The following is a 19,571-nucleotide window of genomic DNA, read 5'->3' on the forward strand; positions in this document are numbered from 1 at the left end:
GGTTACCTCCGGGTGGTAGGAGATCCGAAATAGTTCGCGCACAGGCGCAGGCGGCGGGCATCGAGCACCATCACCGCACCGAAGAGGAGCTGGAGCACGCTGCGACCGGCGTCGGCCCAGCCGTCCCGCCGCCGCATCGCGCGCAGCCGGGCGGCTCCCGGCCCGGCCGCGGCTGGCGGCACCAGATAGCACGGTCCCCGGCTCGGCAGTGAGCGGGTGTGGTGCACGGTGGACGTCAGCGCGAAACGGCGCAGGACCTCCCGGGTGACCGCGCGCATCATCACCGGCGCGGCCCCCCGGGCCGGGCACGCTCGGTTGGCGGTCACCCCGAAGGGGATGAAGTGCGCCGCGCGCCGTTCGAGGGTGAACCAGCGGTCCGGGTCGAACGTGCCGTCGGCCGCCGGCCCGGTCCGCTGGTAGGCCAGGTAGTTGAACAGCAGCACCGATCCTGCCGGCAGCGTGACCTGGTCGTCGACCACGATCGGCGCGGTGGTGACGCGGTGGGCGACACCGAACAGCGGGTGGACCCGCAGCGTCTCGTCGATGACCCGGTCGAGCGCGTCGTCGTCGTCCAGGGCCTCGTGCAGGCGGCGCTGGACGTCCGGATGCTGCGCGAGGGCGAGGAGCAGATGGGCCATCGCCTCTGACATCTGCACGACCGCCGTGTTGAAGAAGGCGCCCTGCAGGTACCAGGCCGTCTCCTGGACGGTGAACGGCGCGGGCAGTGTCACCGGCACGGTGCCCGCCTCGATCCGGCCCGTCAGGTACCGGGTGAGCCGGTCGCGCCGGCGCATGTGCCGCAGCGAGCAGCACTTCAGCGCCGTGACGACGTCGTCGGCGTTCGCGACGATCAGATCACGGACCTGCGGCGGGCATGGCTCGGCGAAGACCAGCTCGTAGTAGACCTCGGCCCAGACGGGCATCATCAGGTCACGTAGCCGGACCAGGCTGAGCCGGTCGACCGGCAGCGCGTCGAGCCGGCGGGCGGCCGCGTCCCGGGCCAGCTCGTAGGAGCGCTGCTGCGGCACGGCGAGGACCTGGCGGGTGACGCGCGCGACCGCCCGGTACCGCCCGCCTGGTTCGAGGTGTTCCTGGTGCATCTGCGGCCCGGGCGCCAACCAGTACCAGAACAGGTCGGACAGGCCCGCACCCTGGCTGCGGCCGTTCGCGGCCGGGTCGGCGTAGACGCGGTGGAAGTGCTCCGGCCCGACGAGCGGCCCCGGCACCGGGACGCCCTCCCCACCGTTCATGCGGGTGAACATCCACTCTCGGGCCCGCACCAGCAGCGCCGGCAGCGCGGCGGTGTGGGCGGGCAGGGTCACGGGTGGCACCAGTGGGCAGGTGCGACGAGATCAGGGGTCAGCGCGGACGGCCGGTCGGCACCGCACAGCGCCATCGCCCGGTCGACGTCCTCGCGGAGCAGCTCCAGCACGGCCCGCGCGCCGTCCGTGCCGCCGGCGGCGAGTCCCCACACGACCGGTCGCCCGACCGCGACAGCGCTCGCCCCGAGCGCGAGTGCGGTCACCACGTCGGTGCCACGCCGCACCCCACCGTCGAGCAGGACGGGCAGCCGCCCCGCCACCGCGTCGACCACGGCGGGCAGCGCATCGAGGGTCGCCACGGCCCCGTCGAGCTGCCGTCCGCCGTGGTTCGAGACGACGATCCCGTCCACGCCGTGCTCGACGGCGAGCCTGGCGTCTGCCGGGTGGAGCACGCCTTTCAGGACGATCGGCAGCGGGGTCAGCGCACGCAGCCAGGCGACCGTGTCCCAGCCCAGCCCCGGGTCCCAGGCGATCTCCCGAGGGTGGCCGGCCCCGGGCTCACGCATGTTCTCGCAGGCCAGCCCGTCCGGGAGGTCGAGAAAACCGTTACGCAGGTCCCGCTCGCGCCGGCCGAACACCGGGGAGTCGACGGTGACGACGAGCGTGCCGCAGCCGGCCGCCTCCACCCGCCGGACAAGCCGTTCGGTGAAGCTTCGGTCCGGCTGCGGGTAGAGCTGGAACCACAGCGGTGCGCCGGCCGCGGCGACCTCCTCGACCGGCTGGGTCGCCGCCATGCTCAGAATCATGATCGTTCCAGTGGCGGCGGCAGCCCTCGCGGTGCCGACCTCCCCGTCGGGATGAGCGAGCCGGTGGAACGCCGTCGGCGCGACCAGGACCGGGAAGGCCAGCCGCTGGCCGAGGAGTGTCACGCTCAGGTCGCGTTGCCCGGTGCCGTGCTGCCCGGTGCCGTGCTGCCCGGTGCCGCGCAGCACCCGGGGCCGCAGCCGGTGCCGGTCGAAGGCCGCGACGTTGGCCCGCAGGGTCCGCTCGTCGCCCGCGCCGCCGGCGAAGAAGTCGTAGTGCGCCGGGTCGAGCCGGGCTGCGGCCTTGTGCTCGATCTCCGTCAGGGTGAGCACCGGGTGCTCAGCGGGCCAGGCAGCGGTCGATGAACGCGACCAGCGGTGCGCCGTGGACGTCCGGCCGGTCCCACTGGTTCTCCAGGTTCTCCGCCAGGTGGTGGACGGCGACGACCGCGCCGTCGCGGTGGTGGCGGACGACCGGGTGCAGGTACGCGGCGTCGTGCGCCTGCCCGGCCGCGTTCTGGGCGATGCGGCCCACGTTGATGTCGAACGGGTCGACCTTGTCGTGGTCCGGGCCGTACTCCAGCGTGACGACGAAGGCGTCCGTCACCTGATGGTCGTCGGTCGACAGCCCGACCCGGGCGAAGTAGTCGACCGGGACCTCCTCGTGGTAGCGGGCGTCCACCCCGCCGACGGTGACGACATCGGCGAGCACGCCGAACTGCTGCCACAGCGCGGAGGTCCGGTTGACCCGCGCGATGATGGCGTCGGCGACGGCCGTCGCGTCCACACTGATCTTCTCCACCGGCCACGGCACGTCGTGGTACCGCCGCTCGAGAATCCGGTGCAGCGCCCGGACGCTGTAGCGGAAGCCGTGGATGAAGCCGCCCGTCGACTTCTTGAAGTCCCGCACCTGGGACAGCGTGCCCGCGAAGTGGAGACCGGGGACGTTCACCGACTCCCACTCGTCGGTCTGCGCCGGGAACCTGTCCCGGATGACCAGCTCCGGTCGGCAGGTGTCGTCGAAGATGTCCGGGTCGAACCGGAAACCGGTGCACAGGATGATCCGGTCGTACCGGATGTCCTTCAGTACCTCGTTCACCCGGCTGAAGCTGAACGTGACCGTGAAGCCGTCGCCGTCCGGCTCGCGGCGGATCTCACGCACGTTGCCGTCGAGGATCGCGTTGGCGGACTTCAGCTGGTAGGTGTCGAGGAAGTTGTTGTTCACCGCCCGCAGGTGGCCGACGTAGTGGCTCTGCCAGGCCAGGCGGATCGAGCTCGGACCCGCCACGTGGATGAGTGTGGTCGTCTCCATCAGGTTGTCGGCCGTCTCGAAGGCCGAGTTCCCCTTGCCGATGATGAGGACCCGCTGGTCGGTGAAGTCGCGCGGATCCACCGAGACCTCGTCGTAGCTCTCGGCCGCCTCGATCCCCGGGATCGGCGGCAGGTACGGCCTGGAGACACCGGTCGCCACCACGAGCCGCCGGGCCCGGTAGGTCTCCCCGTTCGTGTCGGTGACCTCGAAGAACTCGCCGCGGTGCACGCGGGCGACCCGGGCGTTGTAGCGCACCCGCACTCCGGCGGCGGCGGCGAAGTCGGCCAGGTACCGGACCATGACGTCGGCGTCCGGAAAGTAGCGCTCGGTGTACGAGGTGAAAAGCGGGGTCCGGTCACCGAGGAGCGAGTTCCAGTCCAGGCGCAGGTTCAGCTCGGGGTCGGTGGACCCGGTGTGCGGCTTGTTGATCGAGATGAGCGTCCGGTGCCGTGGGAAGCGGGCGAAGAAGGAGCCGGGGGCGGGGGCGCCGTCGAGGACGAGATAGTCCCGTGTGCCGTCCTGCTCCAGAAAGGCGGCGAGTTGCAGCCCGGCCGGTCCCGCACCGATGATCAGCAAGTCCAGCGGTGTCCCAGTCACGACACGACGGTAGATCGGTCAACTCAGAGAAATTTCAGTCCGTGCCCGGGGCCGGCCGACGACCTCCTCGGGCGGGGGAAAAGCAGAACGACCGCCTGCCGGCCAGATGGCCGGAGGCGGTCGTCCGAGTCGGGGGGCCGCCCCGAGGATGGAGGGGGACCCCCCGGTAGGTCAGCGCAGCGGGCGGCTGGGGGCGGCCTGAGCGGCCTGGGCGGCGATGGGGTCGCTCTCGGAGTCCGTCGCCGTCGACCGGGCGTTCATCGGCACATACGGGCGCTCGTCGTAGCCGACGTACAGCTGCCGCGGGCGGGCGATCTTCTGCTCGGGGTCGAGCAGGCCCTCCTCCCACTGGGCCAGCCAGCCCGGCATCCGCCCGATCGCGAACAGCACCGGGAACATCTCGACCGGGAAGCCCATGGCCTGGTAGATGATGCCGGTGTAGAAGTCCACGTTCGGGTAGAGCTTCCGGGCGATGAAGTACTCGTCCTCGAGCGCGATCCGCTCCAGCTCCATCGCCAGGTCGAGCAGCGGGTTGGTGCCGGTGACCTTGAAGACCTCGTCGGCGACCTGGCGGATCACCCGGGCCCGCGGGTCGTAGTTCTTGTAGATCCGGTGGCCGAAGCCCATGAGCTTCTTCTTGCCGTCCTTGACCTGCGCGATGAAGGCCGGGATGTTCTCCACCGAGCCGATCTCGGAGAGCATGCGCAGGACCTGCTCGTTGGCGCCGCCGTGCAGCGGCCCGTAGAGCGCGGAGATCGCCGCGGCGGCGGCCGAGAACGGGTCGGCCTGCGAGCTGCCCACGGCGCGCATCGCGTTCGCGGAGCAGTTCTGCTCATGGTCGGCGTGCAGGATGAACAGAACGTCGAGGGCGTGCTCGAGGTTCGGGTCCGGCTCGTACTTGAGCTCGGTGGCCTTCCACATCATGTTGAGGAAGTTGCCGGCGTACGAGAGATCGTTGTCCGGGTAGACGTACGGGAAGCCGACGGAGTGGCGGTAGGAGAACGCCGCCAGCGTCGTGATCTTCGCGATCAGCCGGACGATCTGCAGCCGCCTCAGGCCCGGGTCGTCGATCGTCTTGGCGTCCGGGTAGAAGGTCGACAGCGCGCCGACGGTCGACACGAGCATGCCCATCGGGTGGGCGTCGTGGTGGAAGCCGTCGATGAACTTCTTGATCGACTCATGCACCAGGGTGTGGTGCGTGATCTCGTCTTCCCAGGTGGAGAGCTCGTCCGAGGTCGGGAGCTCGCCAGCCAGCAACAGGTAGGCGACCTCCAGGAAGCTGCTCTTCTCCGCCAGCTCCTGGATCGGGTAGCCGCGGTAGCGCAGGATGCCCGCGTCGCCGTCGATGTAGGTGATGGCGCTGCGACAGCTCGCCGTGTTGGTGAAGGCGGGGTCGTACGCCATGAGGCCGAAGTCGTCGTCGTCGACCTTGATGGCACGGAACGCACTCGAGCGGATCGTGCCGTCGGTGACCGGCACCTCGTACGTCCGACCGGTGCGGTTGTCTGTGACGGTCAGGGTACTGACCTGCTCGGACACGCCGGGCTCCTCTCGCCATGGCACTGCCGGGTGACGGCGTCGGCCACCTCCGGGCGCGCGCCCGGGTTCGGAGCGCTCTCGCCGGTTCACTGGTCTGGTTCGGTTGTCCCCAAGTCTCGCGGTTCGAGCCACGACATGCGCGTGATCGGTGGCGTCTGTCCCACGTGTGCTGTGCCACCCTGTATGTCGACGGGCTCAGAGTGGCGCGCGGGCTGATGCGCCTGGTAAGGGTCTGCCCGATTTGGGTGTCCTGGGGCGGTTGGGCCACCGGCCCGTGCTCCTGTGTGGGGCTGCCGTCGTCCGGCCCGGTCGCCGCCCAGGCGGTGGTTTGGCGAGATTGGTCACACCGGCGAGGGGTCGGTTCCCGCGCGTCGCGACCGCCTGATCGCGCCGCGCGGGGGACCTGCCTCTGCCGCGGTCCCGGGGCTCCTGGCCCCGACGCCGGTCAGCTGCCGGTGCCGTCGGCGCAGAGTCGCTTGCGGACGACGTCGAACGCGGTGCCAGCAGGATTGATCTTGACGAAGGCGTGGCAGTTGAGCGGCTCGGTCGCGTTGTTGGCCAGGTTCACGGGCTCGATGAGGCCGCCGGCGTCGTAGTCGCTCACCTTGCGCAGGGCATCGATGAACCCCTCGCGGGTCGGGCATTCTCCGGCCAGGTCGAGGCCGCGCAGGAACATGTCCGCGTAGATGTAGGAGTTGAGTGCGTACCGCTGGTCGGTCTGGACGGTTTCGGGCGCGAAGCGGGTCATTCCGTCCCGGTAGCGGTCGATCGCGGGCCCACCGGCCTCGAAGGGGAGGAAGTAGACGGGGAAGGAGACGCCCGAGAGCTGTGGGCCGAGGGCGGAGAGGACGCTGCGGTCGTATCCGGTGAACGAGACCGCGGAGGTCAGGCTCAGGTCCGACTGACGGGCGGCCTGCATGATGCGCGCGAGATCCTCGGGGACGGTGAAGGCGACCAGCGCGTTGACATCGTCCGAGGCCAGCTGCTGGACGACCCTGGCCGGGTTGTCGGTCGCGCTGGAGAACTGGATGGTCTCGGTGGTGGTGAGCCCGATGGACCGGAAGGCCTCGTTGTACCGGTCGATGACCGGGATCGTGGAGGCCGACGCCCCGGTCATCACGACACCGACCTTGGTTCCGCCGTTCGCCTGGATGTAGCGCCCGAGGGTCGTGGGGGCGGCTGAGGACAGGTTCGAGAACATGTTCGTGTGGGACGCCCAGGTCGGCAGGCCGTAGCCGACCACGGGTACGCGCAGCGCGGACATGGTGTCGATCGACTCGCCGAGGGCGAGGGTGACGGCCATGAGGCCGAACACGGAGTTGTCGCGGAGGAACTCCTCGACGACGCGGTCGCTCTGGGCGGGTGAGTTCGCGTCGTCATGCCACTCGTAGGCGATCTGCCGGCCGTGCACCCCGCCCTCCTCGTTGGCCTGGCCGATCCTCGCGTCGATGCCCGAGCGGGCCGAGGCGAAAGCGGTACTGCCCACGCCGGAGTCGGTGACGACCAGCCCGAGATTAACCATGTCGGGAGTGATGCCGGGGGATTCGCAGGTGGCTGAGCTGCCGCTGCTTCCCGCGCCGCCGGAGCAGCTGGTCACCCCGGCGGCGGCGAGAACCGCAGCCACCGCCAGGCCCAGGCTTCTTTTCCTCCTGGATAAGAGCACGCATTCCTCCGTGAGCATGAAAGGATGAAGATGGAGTGCCTGTGGCGATATGTAGCCTGCTGGTTCCACCCGTCAACCCGACCAACTGTTAGATCATCTCGTTAATGTTGTGGTTCAGGATGCTAGCGACCTGTTCAAGGGGGCGGTCCGAGGGGCTGGCCGCGGCGGGCCCAGGTGATTCGTTGTGGGTGAAGACGAATGTCTTTCGGTGTTCGGGTTGACGGCGTCGCTTCCAGGGCAGTCGTCTTTGGTCGGAGGTGCAATCTGCATATAGCAGGATGAATCGGGCGGATAGGTGCTGCCTGTCGACCGGGGCCCGGGCCCGGACCCCGGTCGCGTTGCGCGGGATGTCGGCCCTTCCGGTCGCGTCAGCTGCCGGTGCCGTCGGCGCAGAGTCGCTTGCGGACGACGTCGAACGCGGTGCCAGCAGGATTGATCTTGACGAATGCGTAGCAGTCGAGTGGTTCGGTCGCCGTGTTGGCCAGGTTCACGGGCTCGATGAGGCCGCCGGCGTCGTAGTCGCTCACCTTGCGCAGGGCACTGATGAACCCCTCGCGGGTCGGGCATTCTCCGGCCAGGTCGAGCCCACGCAGGAACATGTCCGCGTAGATGTAGGAGTTGAGTGCGTACCGCTGGTCGGTCTGAACGGTTTCGGGCGCGAAGCGGGTCATTCCGTCCCGGTAGCGGTCGATCGCGGGCCCACCGGCCTCGAAGGGGAGGAAGTAGACGGGGAAGGTGGCCCCCGCGAGCTGTGGGCCGAGGGCGGAGAGCACAGTGCGGTCGTACCCGGTGAACGAGATCGTCGCGGCCAGGTTCAGGCGCACCTGACGGGCTGCCTGCATGACGGCGGCCAGGTCCTGGGGCTGGGTGAAGCCGATCAGTGTGTCGACGCCGTTAGCGGCCAGGTGCTGGGCCACCCGGACCGGGTTGTCGGTGGCACTCGCGAACTGGACCGTGTCCGTTGTGGTGAGCCCGATGGACCGGAACGCCTCGTTGTACCGCTCGATGCTCTGGATCGTGCTCGGCAACGACCCGGTCATCACGACGCCGACCCGGGTGCCGCCGCTGGCCTGGATGTAGCGCCCCAGCGTCGCCGGAGCTGGCAACGAGAGGTTCGTGAACATGTTCGTGTGCGGGGCCCAGCTCGGCTGGCCGTAGCCGACGACGGGGATACGCAGTGCGGACATGGTGTCGATCGAGGCGTCGAGAGTCAGGGTGACCGCCATGAGACCGAACACGGAGTCGTCGCGGAGAAAATCCTCGACGACGCGGTCGCCCTGGGCGGGTGAGCTCGCGTCGTCACGCCACTCGTAGGCGATCTGCCGGCCGTGCACCCCGCCCTCCTCGTTGGCCTGGCCGATCCTCGCGTCGATGCCCGAGCGGGCCGAGGCGAAGGCGGCGCTGCCTACGCCGGAGTCGCTGACAACCAGGCCGATATTCACTGTGTCGGGGGTGACGCCCGGAGAGGTGCAGGCCACCGAGCTTCCGCTGCTTTCCGTGCCTGGGGAGCAGCTGGTCACCCCGGCGGCGAGAAGGGAAGCCACAGCCAGGCCGAGGCTCCTTGTTCTCCTGGGTAAGGGCACGATTTCCTCCGTGAACGAAAAGAGGGCGGTGGAGCGCTGGCGGCGCTGTACACCCGGCTGGCTCCTCCCCGCCGACCTTTCCCGACTTGACCGGCAGCCGTGACCAGGAAAGGGTTCGCGAGGTTAGATATTTGGCTGATGATGCAGGTCAGGATGCTAGCGACCTGGTCAGGGGTGCTGTTCGACGGGTGGTTGTCGAGGTCGAGCGTGCGATTCGGTGTTGGCGCGCCGACCGCTCCGGTGACGAAGTCATTGGTGGCTGACGGCCCGTCGAACCGGTAAAGACGGCTGCTGTCGATGACGTTGTCGAAGGGGGTTGACAGCACCATTTCAAAGACAGTTGACTTCTCTAAAAATGGTGCAATCTTCGCGTATCGCGGAACGAAACGGCCAAATCGGAAAAGTCGTGCACGAAGGGGAACCGTCTGGAGACGTCGTGAAGTGGTCAGGCTGTTACCCAGAGGGTGTGGTGCGCGTCTTCGGGTAGCGCCGCCGAGTACTCCAGCCGGTGGGCCCACCGCCTCGCGGAGCGACCGAGGGTTCTTGTCGGTGAGCAGCCGGTGATGGCTGACCTGCGCAGATGCGCGTGGACGTGGTGCCGAGCTCTCGTGCCGGGCGGCTGTCGCATGTCCCGTCGGACCGACGTCCGTGTGTCTGGTCCAGGTGCCCGGACTGCCGGATCAGCCGGGCTGTGCGCCGGGTGCACCTGCCGGGGGGGATGCCACCTCACCGGCGGAACGGAGCCAGGCGACAACGGCCAGCACCCGTCGGTTGTTGTCGCCCGAAATCGGCATCGCGAGTTTCGCGAACACGCTCGCCACATGGTTCTCGACGGTTTTTGGCGCCAGATGGAGTTTCGCCGCGATTCCCGCGTTCGAACGACCCTCGGCCATCTCGCGCAGGACGGCACGTTCCCGTTCGGTGAGCCGGTCGAGGGCCTCGGCGCGGCGGCGGTGCGTCAGCAGACCGGCGATGATGTCCTCATCCACGACGAGGCGGCCGGCGGCGATGCGGTGCAGCCCGTCGAGCAGGCTGTTGAGATCCGTGACCCGGTCCTTGAGCAGGTAGCCCACGCCGCCCCGGCCGTCGCCGAGCAGTCGGACGGCGTAGTGGACGTCCGCGTAGGTGGAGAGGACCAGGACCCCCACCGCCGGGTACTGCAGACGGATCCGCTCGGCGGAGACGAGGCCCTCGTCGGTGAACGTCGGCGGCATCCGCATGTCCAGGATGACGACATCCGGCGGATCGTCGGCGAGCCGGGCGAGGATGGGCTCCGGCTCGGCGGTCTGCGCCGTCACCTGCACCCCGGCCGCGGTCAGCAGCAGCGCGAGACCCTCGCGGAAGAGCGCCGAGTCGTCGGCGATGGCTACCCGCACCGCTCACCGCTCACCTGTCGAGCCCCGCCGTCATCTCGAGCCCCGCCGTCATCGCCTGCCCCTGTTCTGCCGCCGAAGTCCGGCCCGTCACCGGTGCCCTGGCTGTTACCGACGTCCTGGCTGTCGCCGGTGTCCTGGCTGTCGCGGGTGTCCTGCCACGCGCGTTCCGGGGGCCCGCTGGGGATCGTGGCAGTCAGCCGCGTGCCGGACTGCCACGGGCTGGACAGGGTGACCTCCCCTCCGAGCGCGCGGACGCGCTCCACCAGCCCGGCGATGCCGCCGTCCTCCCGGACGACCGCACCGCCCCTCCCGTTGTCGGCGATCTGGATCAGGAACTGCGCGCCCGCCCTGCGCACTGTCACCTGGACATGGGTGGCATCGGCATGTTTCACCGTATTCGCGAGGGCCTCGCTGACGGTGTAATACGCAGTGGTCTCCAGCGCGGTCTCGTAGCGCTCGTCCGGGACCCGCAGGTTCACCGTCAGCGGGAGCGGCCCGGCGACGTCCTCGAGCGCCGCGCGCAGCCCGCGTTCGGTCAGCACCGGCGGGTGGATCCCGCGGGCAAGCCCGCGCAGCTCCTCCAGCGCGACCCGCAGGTCGGCGGAGGCGGCGGCGAACGCGGCGGCCGTCGCCTCGTCGGCCGCCTGCGCCTGCGCGAGCCCGAGCCTGGCCGCGAGCGCCAGCAGGCGCTGCTGGGCGCCGTCGTGCAGGTTCCGCTCGATGCGGCGGCGCTCGGCGAGGCCCACCTCGACGAGCCGCGTCCGGGCGGCCCGCACCGCGTCCAGCTGGGCGGTGACCATGACGTGCAGCCGGGCGTTCTCCAACGCGATCGCGCTGGCGCTCAGGGCGACGTCCACCAGGTCACGGTCCCGCTCGAGGGACGACCGGGCGGACAGGACGGCCAGCGGCGCGCCGGAGGTGCTGCGGACCGGCAGCGAGAGCAGCGTGTCGTCCGCCGGGGGCGGGGCGGCGGGCTGCCCGTCGCTGTTGATGTGAACGCCCCGGTCGGGCACCCACAGGTAGATCTGCGCGTTCTCGTCACCCAGCGCGGCCCGCAGGACCTGCCGGATCGCGACCGGTGACGGCGGCATGCTCAGACCGCTCAGCAACTGGGCGATACGCGCCCGGGCCAGGTGCCGGCGCACCGCCGCGGCCGCGAAGGCCGCCGGGATCGCGAACAGCATCACCGCCATCGGTGTGAAGAGCAGGCTGATGTCGTGGCCGTTGGGGTAGTAGACGAACAGGTTGACCACCGCGGCCATCGCGAACGCGGCCATCATGCCCACGGCGACCGGGCCGAGGGTGCGCTGCTCCAGCGCCGACGCCCGCCGGTACCGCCGCGTGACGACGATCCCGAAGGAGACTACGACCCCGAGGGTCAGGGCGTCGAGGATGTTCACGACGACCTCGAACACGCCCGGGTCCACCGCGGAGCCGTACCACCAGACGTCCGCCTGGTAGCCGAGCTCCTCCGGCCGGCACAGCGCCAGCAGGACGAGGTTGCCCACCGGGATGGCCGCGATCGCGGTGACGACCAGGGCACGTTCGGTGGCGTTGGTGAGACGCCCCTCCGGGTACCGGAGCACGCCCCACCCCAGACAGACCCAGAAGTGGGTGTACGCGAACGAGGAGATCACGGCGCTCGGCCCGTGCTCCCAGGTCGCGGTCCAGGTCACCGCCCACATCAGTCCACCCAGCACGAACGCCCAGCTCACGCTGCCGAGGGCGTCCTCGTCGAGGAGCAGCAGGCCGGTGAGGACGAAGGTGACGGCGACCAGCACGTTCAGCGAGGCGGGAAACGGGGTGACCGACCAGGCCGGCCACTGCGCACCGATCGTCAGCAGCGACGTGATGATGCCGGCGGTGACCAGGGAGACGAGGCGATGCCGGGCGATCGCGTGCACCAGCGCCCGCGGTACGCGCGGCTCCCGTGGTACGCGCGGCTCCCGCGGGGGCCGTGGCTGTCGCGGCTGTCGTGGCTGTCGCGGCACATCAGTGTGCCGCCGCATCACCGTCCCACCAGGTGTGACGATCTCACCGCACAAGGGTGACACACCGGTCGGTCGCGTCTGAGGGTTACCCCCGGGTGGGCAGGGTGGTAAGTACCCCGAAACGGTGGAGGTGGCCCGGAAGCGGCGAACCGTCGCCGCGGGAAACTATGAGACCGGCCCTCCCGCCGGCTTCGCCGCGCACGGGCAGGTGCCCGCGAACGTCGGGAGCCGGACGCTACCGGGGGGCGGCCGGCCCCCGACACCCGTTGTGTCGCCGTCAGATCGGCCTTGAGTACGGATGAGGCCAACCAGTAGCTTCGACGGATGGAGAGCGTGGGTGTCGCGGAGCTTGCGTCGACCCTGCGTCTGTCCGTGATGCGGTTGTCCCGGCGGATGCGCCAGGAGCGTTCCAGCACGTTGACGCCCACCCAGGTCGCGACCCTGGCCACGCTGGCCCGGCACGGGCCGATGACCCTTGGTGAGATCGCCGCCCACGAGCGTGTGCAGCCGCCGTCGATGACGAGGGTGATCGCCATGCTGGCCGAGGCTGGCCTGGTCCGCCGCGGCCAGCATCCCTCCGACGGGCGTCAGGTGATCGCCGAGGTGACGGAGGAGGGCCGCGACCTGCTCACCGCCGACCGCCGCCGCCGGGACGAGTGGCTGGCCGAGCGCCTCGCCGACCTGCCCCCGCAGGACGCCGACGCGCTGCGCGCGGCGGCCCCCATCCTCGACCGGCTCGCCGGCCTCTGACTCGCGGCGCCGCCGGCCCGCGGCGCCGCGAGTCAGAGGCGGCGCCAGCCCAGTGCTAGAGCTCGACCCAGCCGCCGCGCTGCCGGGACGCTGTGGCCGCCACCTGCAGACGGGTGGCGGTGAGCAGGTCGTGGAAGGTGGCGCCACGGACCAGCGCGGGATCGTTCAGCTCCGCGGCGCGCACGACGTCATAGGTCGCCTCGACCAGGCCGGGCCGTTCGGCGGGGACCGTCGGCATCCACAGGTCGCGGACGCCTGTCCGGTCCTGGCGGCGTACCCGCCGGCCCTGGACGACCATGCGCCCCGCGTCGCCGCAGACGGTGACGACCGCGGTGGCGAGCTCGCCGCTCATCCGCTCGTTGATGAGGATCGTCGTGCCGTTGGCGGCGAGCAGGGCCAGCGTCACCGGCGCCTCCGGGGTGAGCGCGGCCGCCGGCATGCTGCCCGGATCCGCGCACACGGCAAGGATCTCGCCGCACCAGCGCAGCGCCAGGTCGATGGTCTCCGCCCGGCCCAGCGGGCCGGCCGGCGCACCGACGACGGTGATCTGGCTGAGCCGCCCCAGTGAGTGGACGGACGCCTGCACATGCCACGCCGCCGGCCAGGCCCGCCCGTCGAGGGCGACGACGTGGGCCAGGTCCGCGTCCTCGGCGACGTCGGCGACGGCGCGCAGCGACTCCGCTTCGGCGGTCGCCGGCCTGGCCAGCAGCACGTGCAGGCCCGCCTCGGCCGCCCGGCGGGCCACGAAGTCGGACGCCGGTGGGGCCATCTCGACGCAGATCGCCTCGATGTCGTCCGACAGCAGCGCGATCAGGTCGCTGTAGGCCCGCGGCGCATGCGCCTCCGCCGCCCAGGCCAGCGACTCCAGCGGCTCCGGGGCGAGCAGACCCACGACATCGACACCGGCGTCGCGCAGGACGTCCGCCGTGGTGAGCTCCGAACCGTCGGTGGCCAGGGCCATCGCGACCGGAAGATCGGGCTCGTCGCGCCGCGCGGCGCGACGGTCGGAGCGCCACGCCCGGGAAAGGCCGGGATCGCGGGGCGCCACCAGTTCGGGGACCGTCGTCACAGCTCCGATAGTGCTCCTGAAGGCCACCCGCGGGTGGGCGGTCGGGCCGATACCGTCGTCAGACCACCCACTCGAACCAGCCCGCTGTGACCAGACCGCCTCACGCCGAACGGGGGTGCCGTTCCGGGTGTGCCGGGCCAGGTGTGCCCACGCAGCCAGGGCGCGGTATGAGTGTTCGTGATGAGGTTCTTCGTCGCGCTGCTGCCGCCCGCGGGCGTCGTCCGCGACCTGGCCGCCGCGATCGCCGCACTCCCGGGAGACAGCCGTCCGGAAGAGGTCGTCGCGGCGCTGCGCTGGACGAGCCCGGACCGCTGGCATGTGACCCTGGCGTTCCTGGGGACCGTCGACCCCGGGGTGCGGGCGGGGCTGGCCGAGCGGCTGGGGCGCGTCGCACACCGGCACCCGCCGGTCGAGCTGCGGATCGACGGTGCCGGGCAGTTCGGTCAGCGGGTGCTGTGGGCGCGGGTCGCCGGTGATCTCGGGCCGCTGGCCACGGGCGTGCGGCGGGCCGCCGTCCGGGCGGGTGCGGCCGACGGAGACGACCGCCCGCTGCGGGCGCACCTGACGTTGGCCCGGGTGCGGCCCGGCGCGGAGGTCGGGCTGCGTGAGCTGGCCGGTGCGGTCGACCAGACCCTCGCCCGGGCGGCCGGGCCGCTGTCATGGACCGCCCGGTCGATGACACTGATGAGCAGTTCCGGTGGTCCGGCGCCGGTCTACGGCATCGAGGGCGAATGGGACCTGCGGGGCTCGTCCGCCGGCCGGTAGCGGTAACCGACCCGGCGGACCGTCTCGATGCTGTCCCGGTGCTGCCGGCCGAGTTTGCGCCGCAGCCGGGTGATCATGACATCGACCGTGCGGGGCGCGGAGGCGCCCATGGAGCCGGGGTCCTGCCCCCACACCTCCCTGAGCAGCTGCTCGCGACTGTGGACTCGTCCCGGGTGGCGCACGAGGTAGTCGAGGACCTCGAACTCCAGGTAGGTCAGGTCGATCGGCTGGCCGTCGACGAGGACCTGCCAGGCCAGCCGGTCGACGTCCAGGGTGCTGTCTGCAGGTGTTCTCTCGACGAAGCCGGCGTGGGCTGCCACGGTCGCCTCCAGGCGGATCAGGGCGGGCACTGCGGATGCGGATGTCGGGGCACTCGGCTGTCGAGGGCGCGGTGGCTGTCGAGGGCGCGGTGGTTGTCGAGGGCGCGGTGGTTGTCGAGGGCGCTGTCGGGGTCGCGGCGGCGGTCTACGGGCAGCCGGTGACGTCGTCGCTGGTCGTCCGGACGGATCCGGTCCAGCGCAGGTCCGGCAGGTTGACGACGATCGCGTCCTGGGTGCTCCGGGCGATCACCACGAGCGCCTCGTTGTCGGGGTCCGGGTTCTCCTCGCGGTGCGGCACCCACGGCGGGACGAAGATGTAGTCACCCGGAGTGGTCCGGATGCGGATCTCCCGCGGCGGGCCGCCGTCCGCACCGTCGGCGATGTCCTCCGGGAAGACGAACTCGGGACTGCCGCTCACCACGTAGATCGCGGTCTCGGACTCGCCGTGGTGATGGTTGGCCGAGGCGGTCGCCGGCGCCACGTGTGTCTGCCCCATCCAGAGCTTCGAGGACCCGACCGTCCGTGCGCTGACCGCCGCCAGCCGGCGCATGCCCGAGGTCTGGGCGGTCTCGGCGTCGAGAGCCCAGGGCGCCACGTGGTGCAGGCGCCGGTGGAAGGCGTCGATGTCGGCCGGGGAGGGGACGAGGTCCTCCGCTGTGCTGACGTGCAGTTCGCTCACGGGTCGGCTCCGCGCTCGGGTCGGTCGGGAACGTTCCGCGGCGGTGGTGCCGCAGCCGGAGTGTGGCGTGGATCCGGGCCGGGACCGCCGCGCCCGCTGTCGCCCTGGCCCACTCCTGCCCGAGGCTTCTGCCGCCGAAGGGCGGGGACCCGCGGTGGCGGGAGCCGGTGCCGCAGGCGCTGGGATGCTGCAGGCGCTGGGATGCTGCGGTGCTGCGGCTGCACGGGGCCGGGCTGAGCGGGGCCGGTGAGCCGGGCGGGTAGCGCGCCGCCGGCGCGGTCAGAAGGCCGGACAGGCCGCGGAGGCAACCCTCAGCAGGTCGATATGGCCCCGCGTGACGAGGTATGCCGGCTTCAACACGGGACCAACGGAAACACGCCTGACGATCCCGTGCCAACCAAACCGTTGTGTGATCTGACTCACTTTATCACCTCTTGACTGAACAAAGGCCCGCTCCGCACAGTTCTGGACGTGGCCGCTCACCTACTTCCCAGCAGTCGGGAGCTGCCGTCTCCTCGCTCGTTGTTCGCCTCCCGCCCGCTGCTCACGCGTCGGCGGTGCGTCGACTACGGCCGTGCCACCCGCAGTCGCTGTAGTCGCTGCAGCCGCTGACGGAGCTTTCTGAAGCGGGCCGGGTCGAGAGTCCGGGCCGCGGGTCCCGTCACGCGTTCCTGTCTGTTCCGCGTTTCCCCGCCTGTTCCGTCCGCCCGTGCCGCCACCGCCCACTGCCCGCACGTCCCGCGCGCCCACCGTCCGCGCCTCCGCTGAGTCGCGCCTCCGTCTGCTCCGTCCGTCCCGCCGTTCCTGACAGTGGCCTGCCGGCCTGCGCCGGCCTGCCGTCGGGCCATGTCCCGGGACGTCGGATGCGGCGGGGCCGGTGGGTGTGCGGCGGCCCGGCGCGGTCGGTCGGTGGCACGCCGCGGCCCGGAACGGGACACCCGCCATGGCTCGTGGCCGCATCCGCGGCCAGACCAGGTCGGACGCCGTGACGCGACGTCCGACCAGACTGGAAGGCCATCCATGACCCAGTCATCACCGCTCGCGCTGATCTCGTCCGCGTCCGTGCCCGTGCCCGTGCCCGTGTCCCGCGTGCCCTCGCCCGGCGCCCTGCCAGAGCCGGGCGAGCTGCCACGCCTGGTGGTGATCAGCGGCAACCCGAGGCCGGGGTCGCGGACCCTGGGCGTCGCGCGGGACCTCGCCGAGCGCATCGCGGACGATCTCCCCGTGGTCGGCATCGAGATCATCGACCTCGCGCCGCTGGCCCGCCGGCTGTTCGACAACGACAGCCAGGTCGCCGCGGCGGCCCGCACCACGGCCGCCGCAGACCTGCTGATCGTCGCCTCCCCGGTCTACAAGGGCAGCTACACCGGCCTGCTCAAGGTCTTCCTCGACCTGTTGCCGGGCGGGGCGCTGCGCGGCGTCACCGCTGTGCCGCTGGTGGTGTCGGCGGCGCCGGACCACTCCTTCGCCGGCGATCTCTACCTGCGCCCCGTGCTCGTCGAGCTCGGCGCCACAGTGCCCGCGCGATCCTTCGCGGTGGTCGAGGACCAGCTCCTCGACCTGGACATCGTCGTCGACTCCTGGGTGGTCTCCCACGGCGACGTCCTGCGGGCCGGCGTCCTCGGGAACGCGGGTGCCCGCCAGCGCGCAGGCGCCGCTCCCCGCGGCCTCGGCGCGGTGGGCCCGACGGACCACTTCCCGTGCGTCGCGACTGAGCACATCACTCACGCGGTGGCGGACGCCGTCGTGCCAGCCGGGCAGCGGTCCGCCGCGCCCGGCGGGCCGCGGACCATCCTGCGTACGGACCTGGCGGAGGCGGCACTGTGACTCTCGACACCCTCGGGGTGGAGGCCTTCGACGCGTGCGGTGCGGCAGTGGCCGACCGGCGCGGTGCGGCAGTGGTCGTTGACCGGCGAGAAACGGCGGCGGCGGACATCCGGAGCGCGGCGGTGGTCGAGCCGGCCGCCCTGCGGCGAGCGTTCCGCCGGCATGCCGCGGGGGTCACCGTCGTGACGATGGCCGGACCGCGGGGACCGGTCGGCTTCACCGCGACGTCCGTCGCCTCGCTGTCGGCGGATCCGCCGCTGCTGTCGCTGTCCCTGTCGGTGACCTCGTCGTGCGCGCCGGCTCTGCTGGCGGCGCCGGGCCTGGTGGTCCACCTGTTGTCCGATGGTCAGGAGGGGCTGGCTGCCCGCTTCGCCACCTCGGGTATCGACAGGTTCGCCGAGCCGACCCGCTGGCGACCGCTGCCCACCGGCGAGCCGCTGCTTGTCGACGCGTCGGTGTGGCTTCGGACGCGGATCCTCTCCCGGCTGAGTGCCGGAGACCACCACCTGGTGATCGCCGAGGTCGTCGAGACGCGGGTCGAGCCGGACGCGGATGTTCCCTCGGCGCCTCTCGTCTACCACAACGGCAGTTACGGGACGGTGACGCCTCGCGTTCCCGGCTGACAGCCGTCGCCCGCCGGATCCCGCCTTCGAGCCGCCCGGGCCCGGCTGAACACTGCCATGGTCCGCGGTATTTTCGACTTAACCCGTCGAGAAGTGCGGGTATATTCTTGGCTTCTGTATGACCGTTGGTCGGGAGGAGGGGCCGGCAGTGGCGCTGCCCGACTTCGTCGTGGTCGGAGCTCCCGATGCCGGCACGCGGATACTCCACACGGCTCTCGCCCGTCATCCCGGGCTGGCGATGTCGGAGCCGGCCGAACCCGGCTTCTTCCTCGCCCCCGGAGAACGGCCGCCGCATCCGGGCGGTGCGGAACCCGATGTGCCGGTCTGGTGCCGGGCGGACTACGAGGCGCTCTTCCCCAACAGCGGCCTGCGGCCCCGGGGCGAGAGCACCCCGTACTACCTGGCGGACTTCCCAGCCCAGCGGCGCATGCACGAGCTGCTGCCCTACCTGCGCATGGTCGTCGTCCTCCGTGACCCGGTCGAGCGCGCCTACGCGAACTGGCTGGCGCAGCGCAGCGCCGGCCTCGAACAGCTGCCGACCCTGGCGGCGGCGCTGGAGGCCGAGGAGGCGCGCCGCGCCGCGGGGTGGAAGCGCCGGTGGCGGTACGCCGAGCACGGCCGGTACGGCAGCCAGCTACGGCGCCTCCACACCCTGTTCCCGCCCGGTCAGGTGCTGCTTGTGCGCTACCGGGACCTTGTCGCCAGGCCGGCGGTCGCGCTGCGTGACATCTGCGCCTTCGTCCGCGCGGCCGACCCGGCGTCCACCGGCGCGAGCCTGGCCGCTCCGGGCTGCACGTTCGTCCCGGCGGTGCTCGGGCCCGACGGCGTCCGGGCGCGCGAGGTGCGCTCGGAGGACGCCGACCCCCTGGCGCCGGCGCTGGCCGTGCTGCACCGGCGCCTGGACCCGGGGCCGCCGCTCCCACCCGGTCTGCGCGAGCAGGTCCTCGACCGCTTTGCCGACGACATCATGCTGCTCGCCGAGGTCACGAGGCAGTCGTACGACGAGTGGCTCGACCGCGGGGACCTTCCGCTCGGCACCAGCAGCTGACCGGCCGCCGAACCCGCCCGCCGAACCCACTCGTTGATCCCGCCCGTCGGGACCGCGGGCGCGGTAGCGTCGCCGGTGATGAGCACACCCCTGCCGGACGCGGCCGGCCCGCGCCTCGAGGAGCTGCGCCCACTGCCGTATGACGGCGTCCGCTCGGTCGCCGTCGGCACCGTGGTGTGGCTGGTCGCCCTGCTGGTGATGCTGCCCTTCACCGACGACCTGCGCGCGGACGGCCGGCTCTGGTGGATCGCGACGGCAGCGGTCGGCTTCGGGCTCGGGCTGCTGGGTCTGTGGGTGGTGGTGCGCCGCCGCCGGCGCCTGCGCGCGGCCGGCGAGCCGCCCGGCGCCGCCTGATCCCCTGATC

General features: G+C 71.4%; 17 protein-coding genes. 6 read left to right on the top strand and 11 right to left on the bottom strand.

Annotated elements, in window-relative coordinates; translation table 11 throughout:
* Positions 1–2: 2 nt before the first annotated feature.
* The 8 genes from B207_RS0111995 to B207_RS0112035 form a co-directional block, all read right to left on the bottom strand.
* Positions 3–1,322: a cytochrome P450 gene (locus B207_RS0111995; protein ID WP_018636775.1), complete on the bottom strand. Its 1,320-nt coding sequence runs from the start codon at positions 1,320–1,322 to the stop codon at positions 3–5.
* A complete protein-coding gene (locus B207_RS0112000; protein WP_018636776.1) occupies positions 1,319–2,398 on the bottom strand; it encodes an alpha-hydroxy acid oxidase in 1,080 nt (359 codons plus the stop codon). Before B207_RS0112000 ends, B207_RS0111995 begins: the two co-directional genes overlap by 4 nt.
* A 7-nt stretch (positions 2,399–2,405) precedes the next feature.
* Complete coding sequence (locus B207_RS0112005; protein ID WP_195905282.1) at positions 2,406–3,974, bottom strand: NAD(P)-binding domain-containing protein; 1,569 nt, start codon at positions 3,972–3,974, stop codon at positions 2,406–2,408.
* Between the two features lie 171 nt (positions 3,975–4,145).
* Positions 4,146–5,513 carry a citrate synthase gene (locus B207_RS33600; protein WP_018636778.1) on the bottom strand — a complete coding sequence of 456 codons (1,368 nt, stop codon included), beginning with the start codon at positions 5,511–5,513 and terminating at the stop codon, positions 4,146–4,148.
* Positions 5,514–5,958: 445 nt separating this feature from the next.
* On the bottom strand, positions 5,959–7,176 hold the full coding sequence (locus tag B207_RS0112015) for an ABC transporter substrate-binding protein (protein ID WP_230204978.1): 1,218 nt from the start codon (positions 7,174–7,176) through the stop codon (positions 5,959–5,961).
* Positions 7,177–7,544: 368 nt separating this feature from the next.
* Entirely contained in the window at positions 7,545–8,726 is a 1,182-nt protein-coding gene (locus B207_RS0112020) for an ABC transporter substrate-binding protein (protein ID WP_026310969.1), read from the bottom strand.
* A gap of 713 nt (positions 8,727–9,439) precedes the next feature.
* Positions 9,440–10,135, bottom strand: coding sequence for a response regulator transcription factor (locus B207_RS33605; protein WP_018636782.1), 696 nt, complete (start codon positions 10,133–10,135; stop codon positions 9,440–9,442).
* Positions 10,126–12,039, bottom strand: a complete 1,914-nt coding sequence (locus B207_RS0112035; RefSeq protein WP_018636783.1) for a sensor histidine kinase — start codon at positions 12,037–12,039, stop codon at positions 10,126–10,128. The genes B207_RS33605 and B207_RS0112035 overlap by 10 nt, the downstream gene beginning before the upstream one ends.
* Positions 12,040–12,450: 411 nt before the next feature.
* On the opposite strand from B207_RS0112035, the gene B207_RS0112040 reads away from it, so the two are divergent.
* Positions 12,451–12,876: a MarR family winged helix-turn-helix transcriptional regulator gene (locus B207_RS0112040; protein WP_018636784.1), complete on the top strand. Its 426-nt coding sequence runs from the start codon at positions 12,451–12,453 to the stop codon at positions 12,874–12,876.
* Positions 12,877–12,931: 55 nt separating this feature from the next.
* Here the strand turns inward: B207_RS0112040 and B207_RS0112045 are convergent, their stop codons facing one another.
* The gene (locus B207_RS0112045; protein ID WP_018636785.1) at positions 12,932–13,945 is read right to left on the bottom strand and encodes a Gfo/Idh/MocA family oxidoreductase; all 1,014 of its coding nucleotides are present in this window, start codon (positions 13,943–13,945) and stop codon (positions 12,932–12,934) included.
* Positions 13,946–14,125: 180 nt separating this feature from the next.
* On the opposite strand from B207_RS0112045, the gene thpR reads away from it, so the two are divergent.
* Positions 14,126–14,710: an RNA 2',3'-cyclic phosphodiesterase gene (thpR, locus tag B207_RS0112050; protein WP_035740502.1), complete on the top strand. Its 585-nt coding sequence runs from the start codon at positions 14,126–14,128 to the stop codon at positions 14,708–14,710.
* On the opposite strand, the gene B207_RS0112055 is transcribed toward thpR, so the two are convergent.
* Together B207_RS0112055 and B207_RS0112060 are read right to left on the bottom strand one after the other, a co-directional pair.
* Entirely contained in the window at positions 14,659–15,060 is a 402-nt protein-coding gene (locus tag B207_RS0112055; protein WP_018636787.1) for a winged helix-turn-helix domain-containing protein, read from the bottom strand. The two genes, thpR and B207_RS0112055, sit on opposite strands and share 52 nt — an antisense overlap.
* A 115-nt stretch (positions 15,061–15,175) precedes the next feature.
* Positions 15,176–15,709, bottom strand: coding sequence for a cupin domain-containing protein (locus B207_RS0112060; RefSeq protein WP_018636788.1), 534 nt, complete (start codon positions 15,707–15,709; stop codon positions 15,176–15,178).
* Between the two features lie 1,020 nt (positions 15,710–16,729).
* Between B207_RS0112060 and B207_RS33610 the strand changes: the two genes are divergently transcribed.
* The 4 genes from B207_RS33610 (at position 16,730) to B207_RS0112080 (ending at position 19,561) form a co-directional block, all read left to right on the top strand.
* Positions 16,730–17,536 carry an NADPH-dependent FMN reductase gene (locus B207_RS33610; protein ID WP_018636790.1) on the top strand — a complete coding sequence of 269 codons (807 nt, stop codon included), beginning with the start codon at positions 16,730–16,732 and terminating at the stop codon, positions 17,534–17,536.
* Positions 17,533–18,159 carry a flavin reductase family protein gene (locus B207_RS0112070; RefSeq protein WP_018636791.1) on the top strand — a complete coding sequence of 209 codons (627 nt, stop codon included), beginning with the start codon at positions 17,533–17,535 and terminating at the stop codon, positions 18,157–18,159. Before B207_RS33610 ends, B207_RS0112070 begins: the two co-directional genes overlap by 4 nt.
* Positions 18,160–18,307: 148 nt before the next feature.
* Positions 18,308–19,207: a sulfotransferase family protein gene (locus tag B207_RS0112075; RefSeq protein ID WP_018636792.1), complete on the top strand. Its 900-nt coding sequence runs from the start codon at positions 18,308–18,310 to the stop codon at positions 19,205–19,207.
* A gap of 78 nt (positions 19,208–19,285) precedes the next feature.
* On the top strand, positions 19,286–19,561 hold the full coding sequence (locus B207_RS0112080) for a DUF2530 domain-containing protein (protein ID WP_018636793.1): 276 nt from the start codon (positions 19,286–19,288) through the stop codon (positions 19,559–19,561).
* Positions 19,562–19,571 lie beyond the last annotated feature (10 nt).

The organism is Parafrankia elaeagni (genome assembly GCF_000374165.1).
Lineage (GTDB): Bacteria > Actinomycetota > Actinomycetes > Frankiales > Frankiaceae > Parafrankia > Parafrankia elaeagni.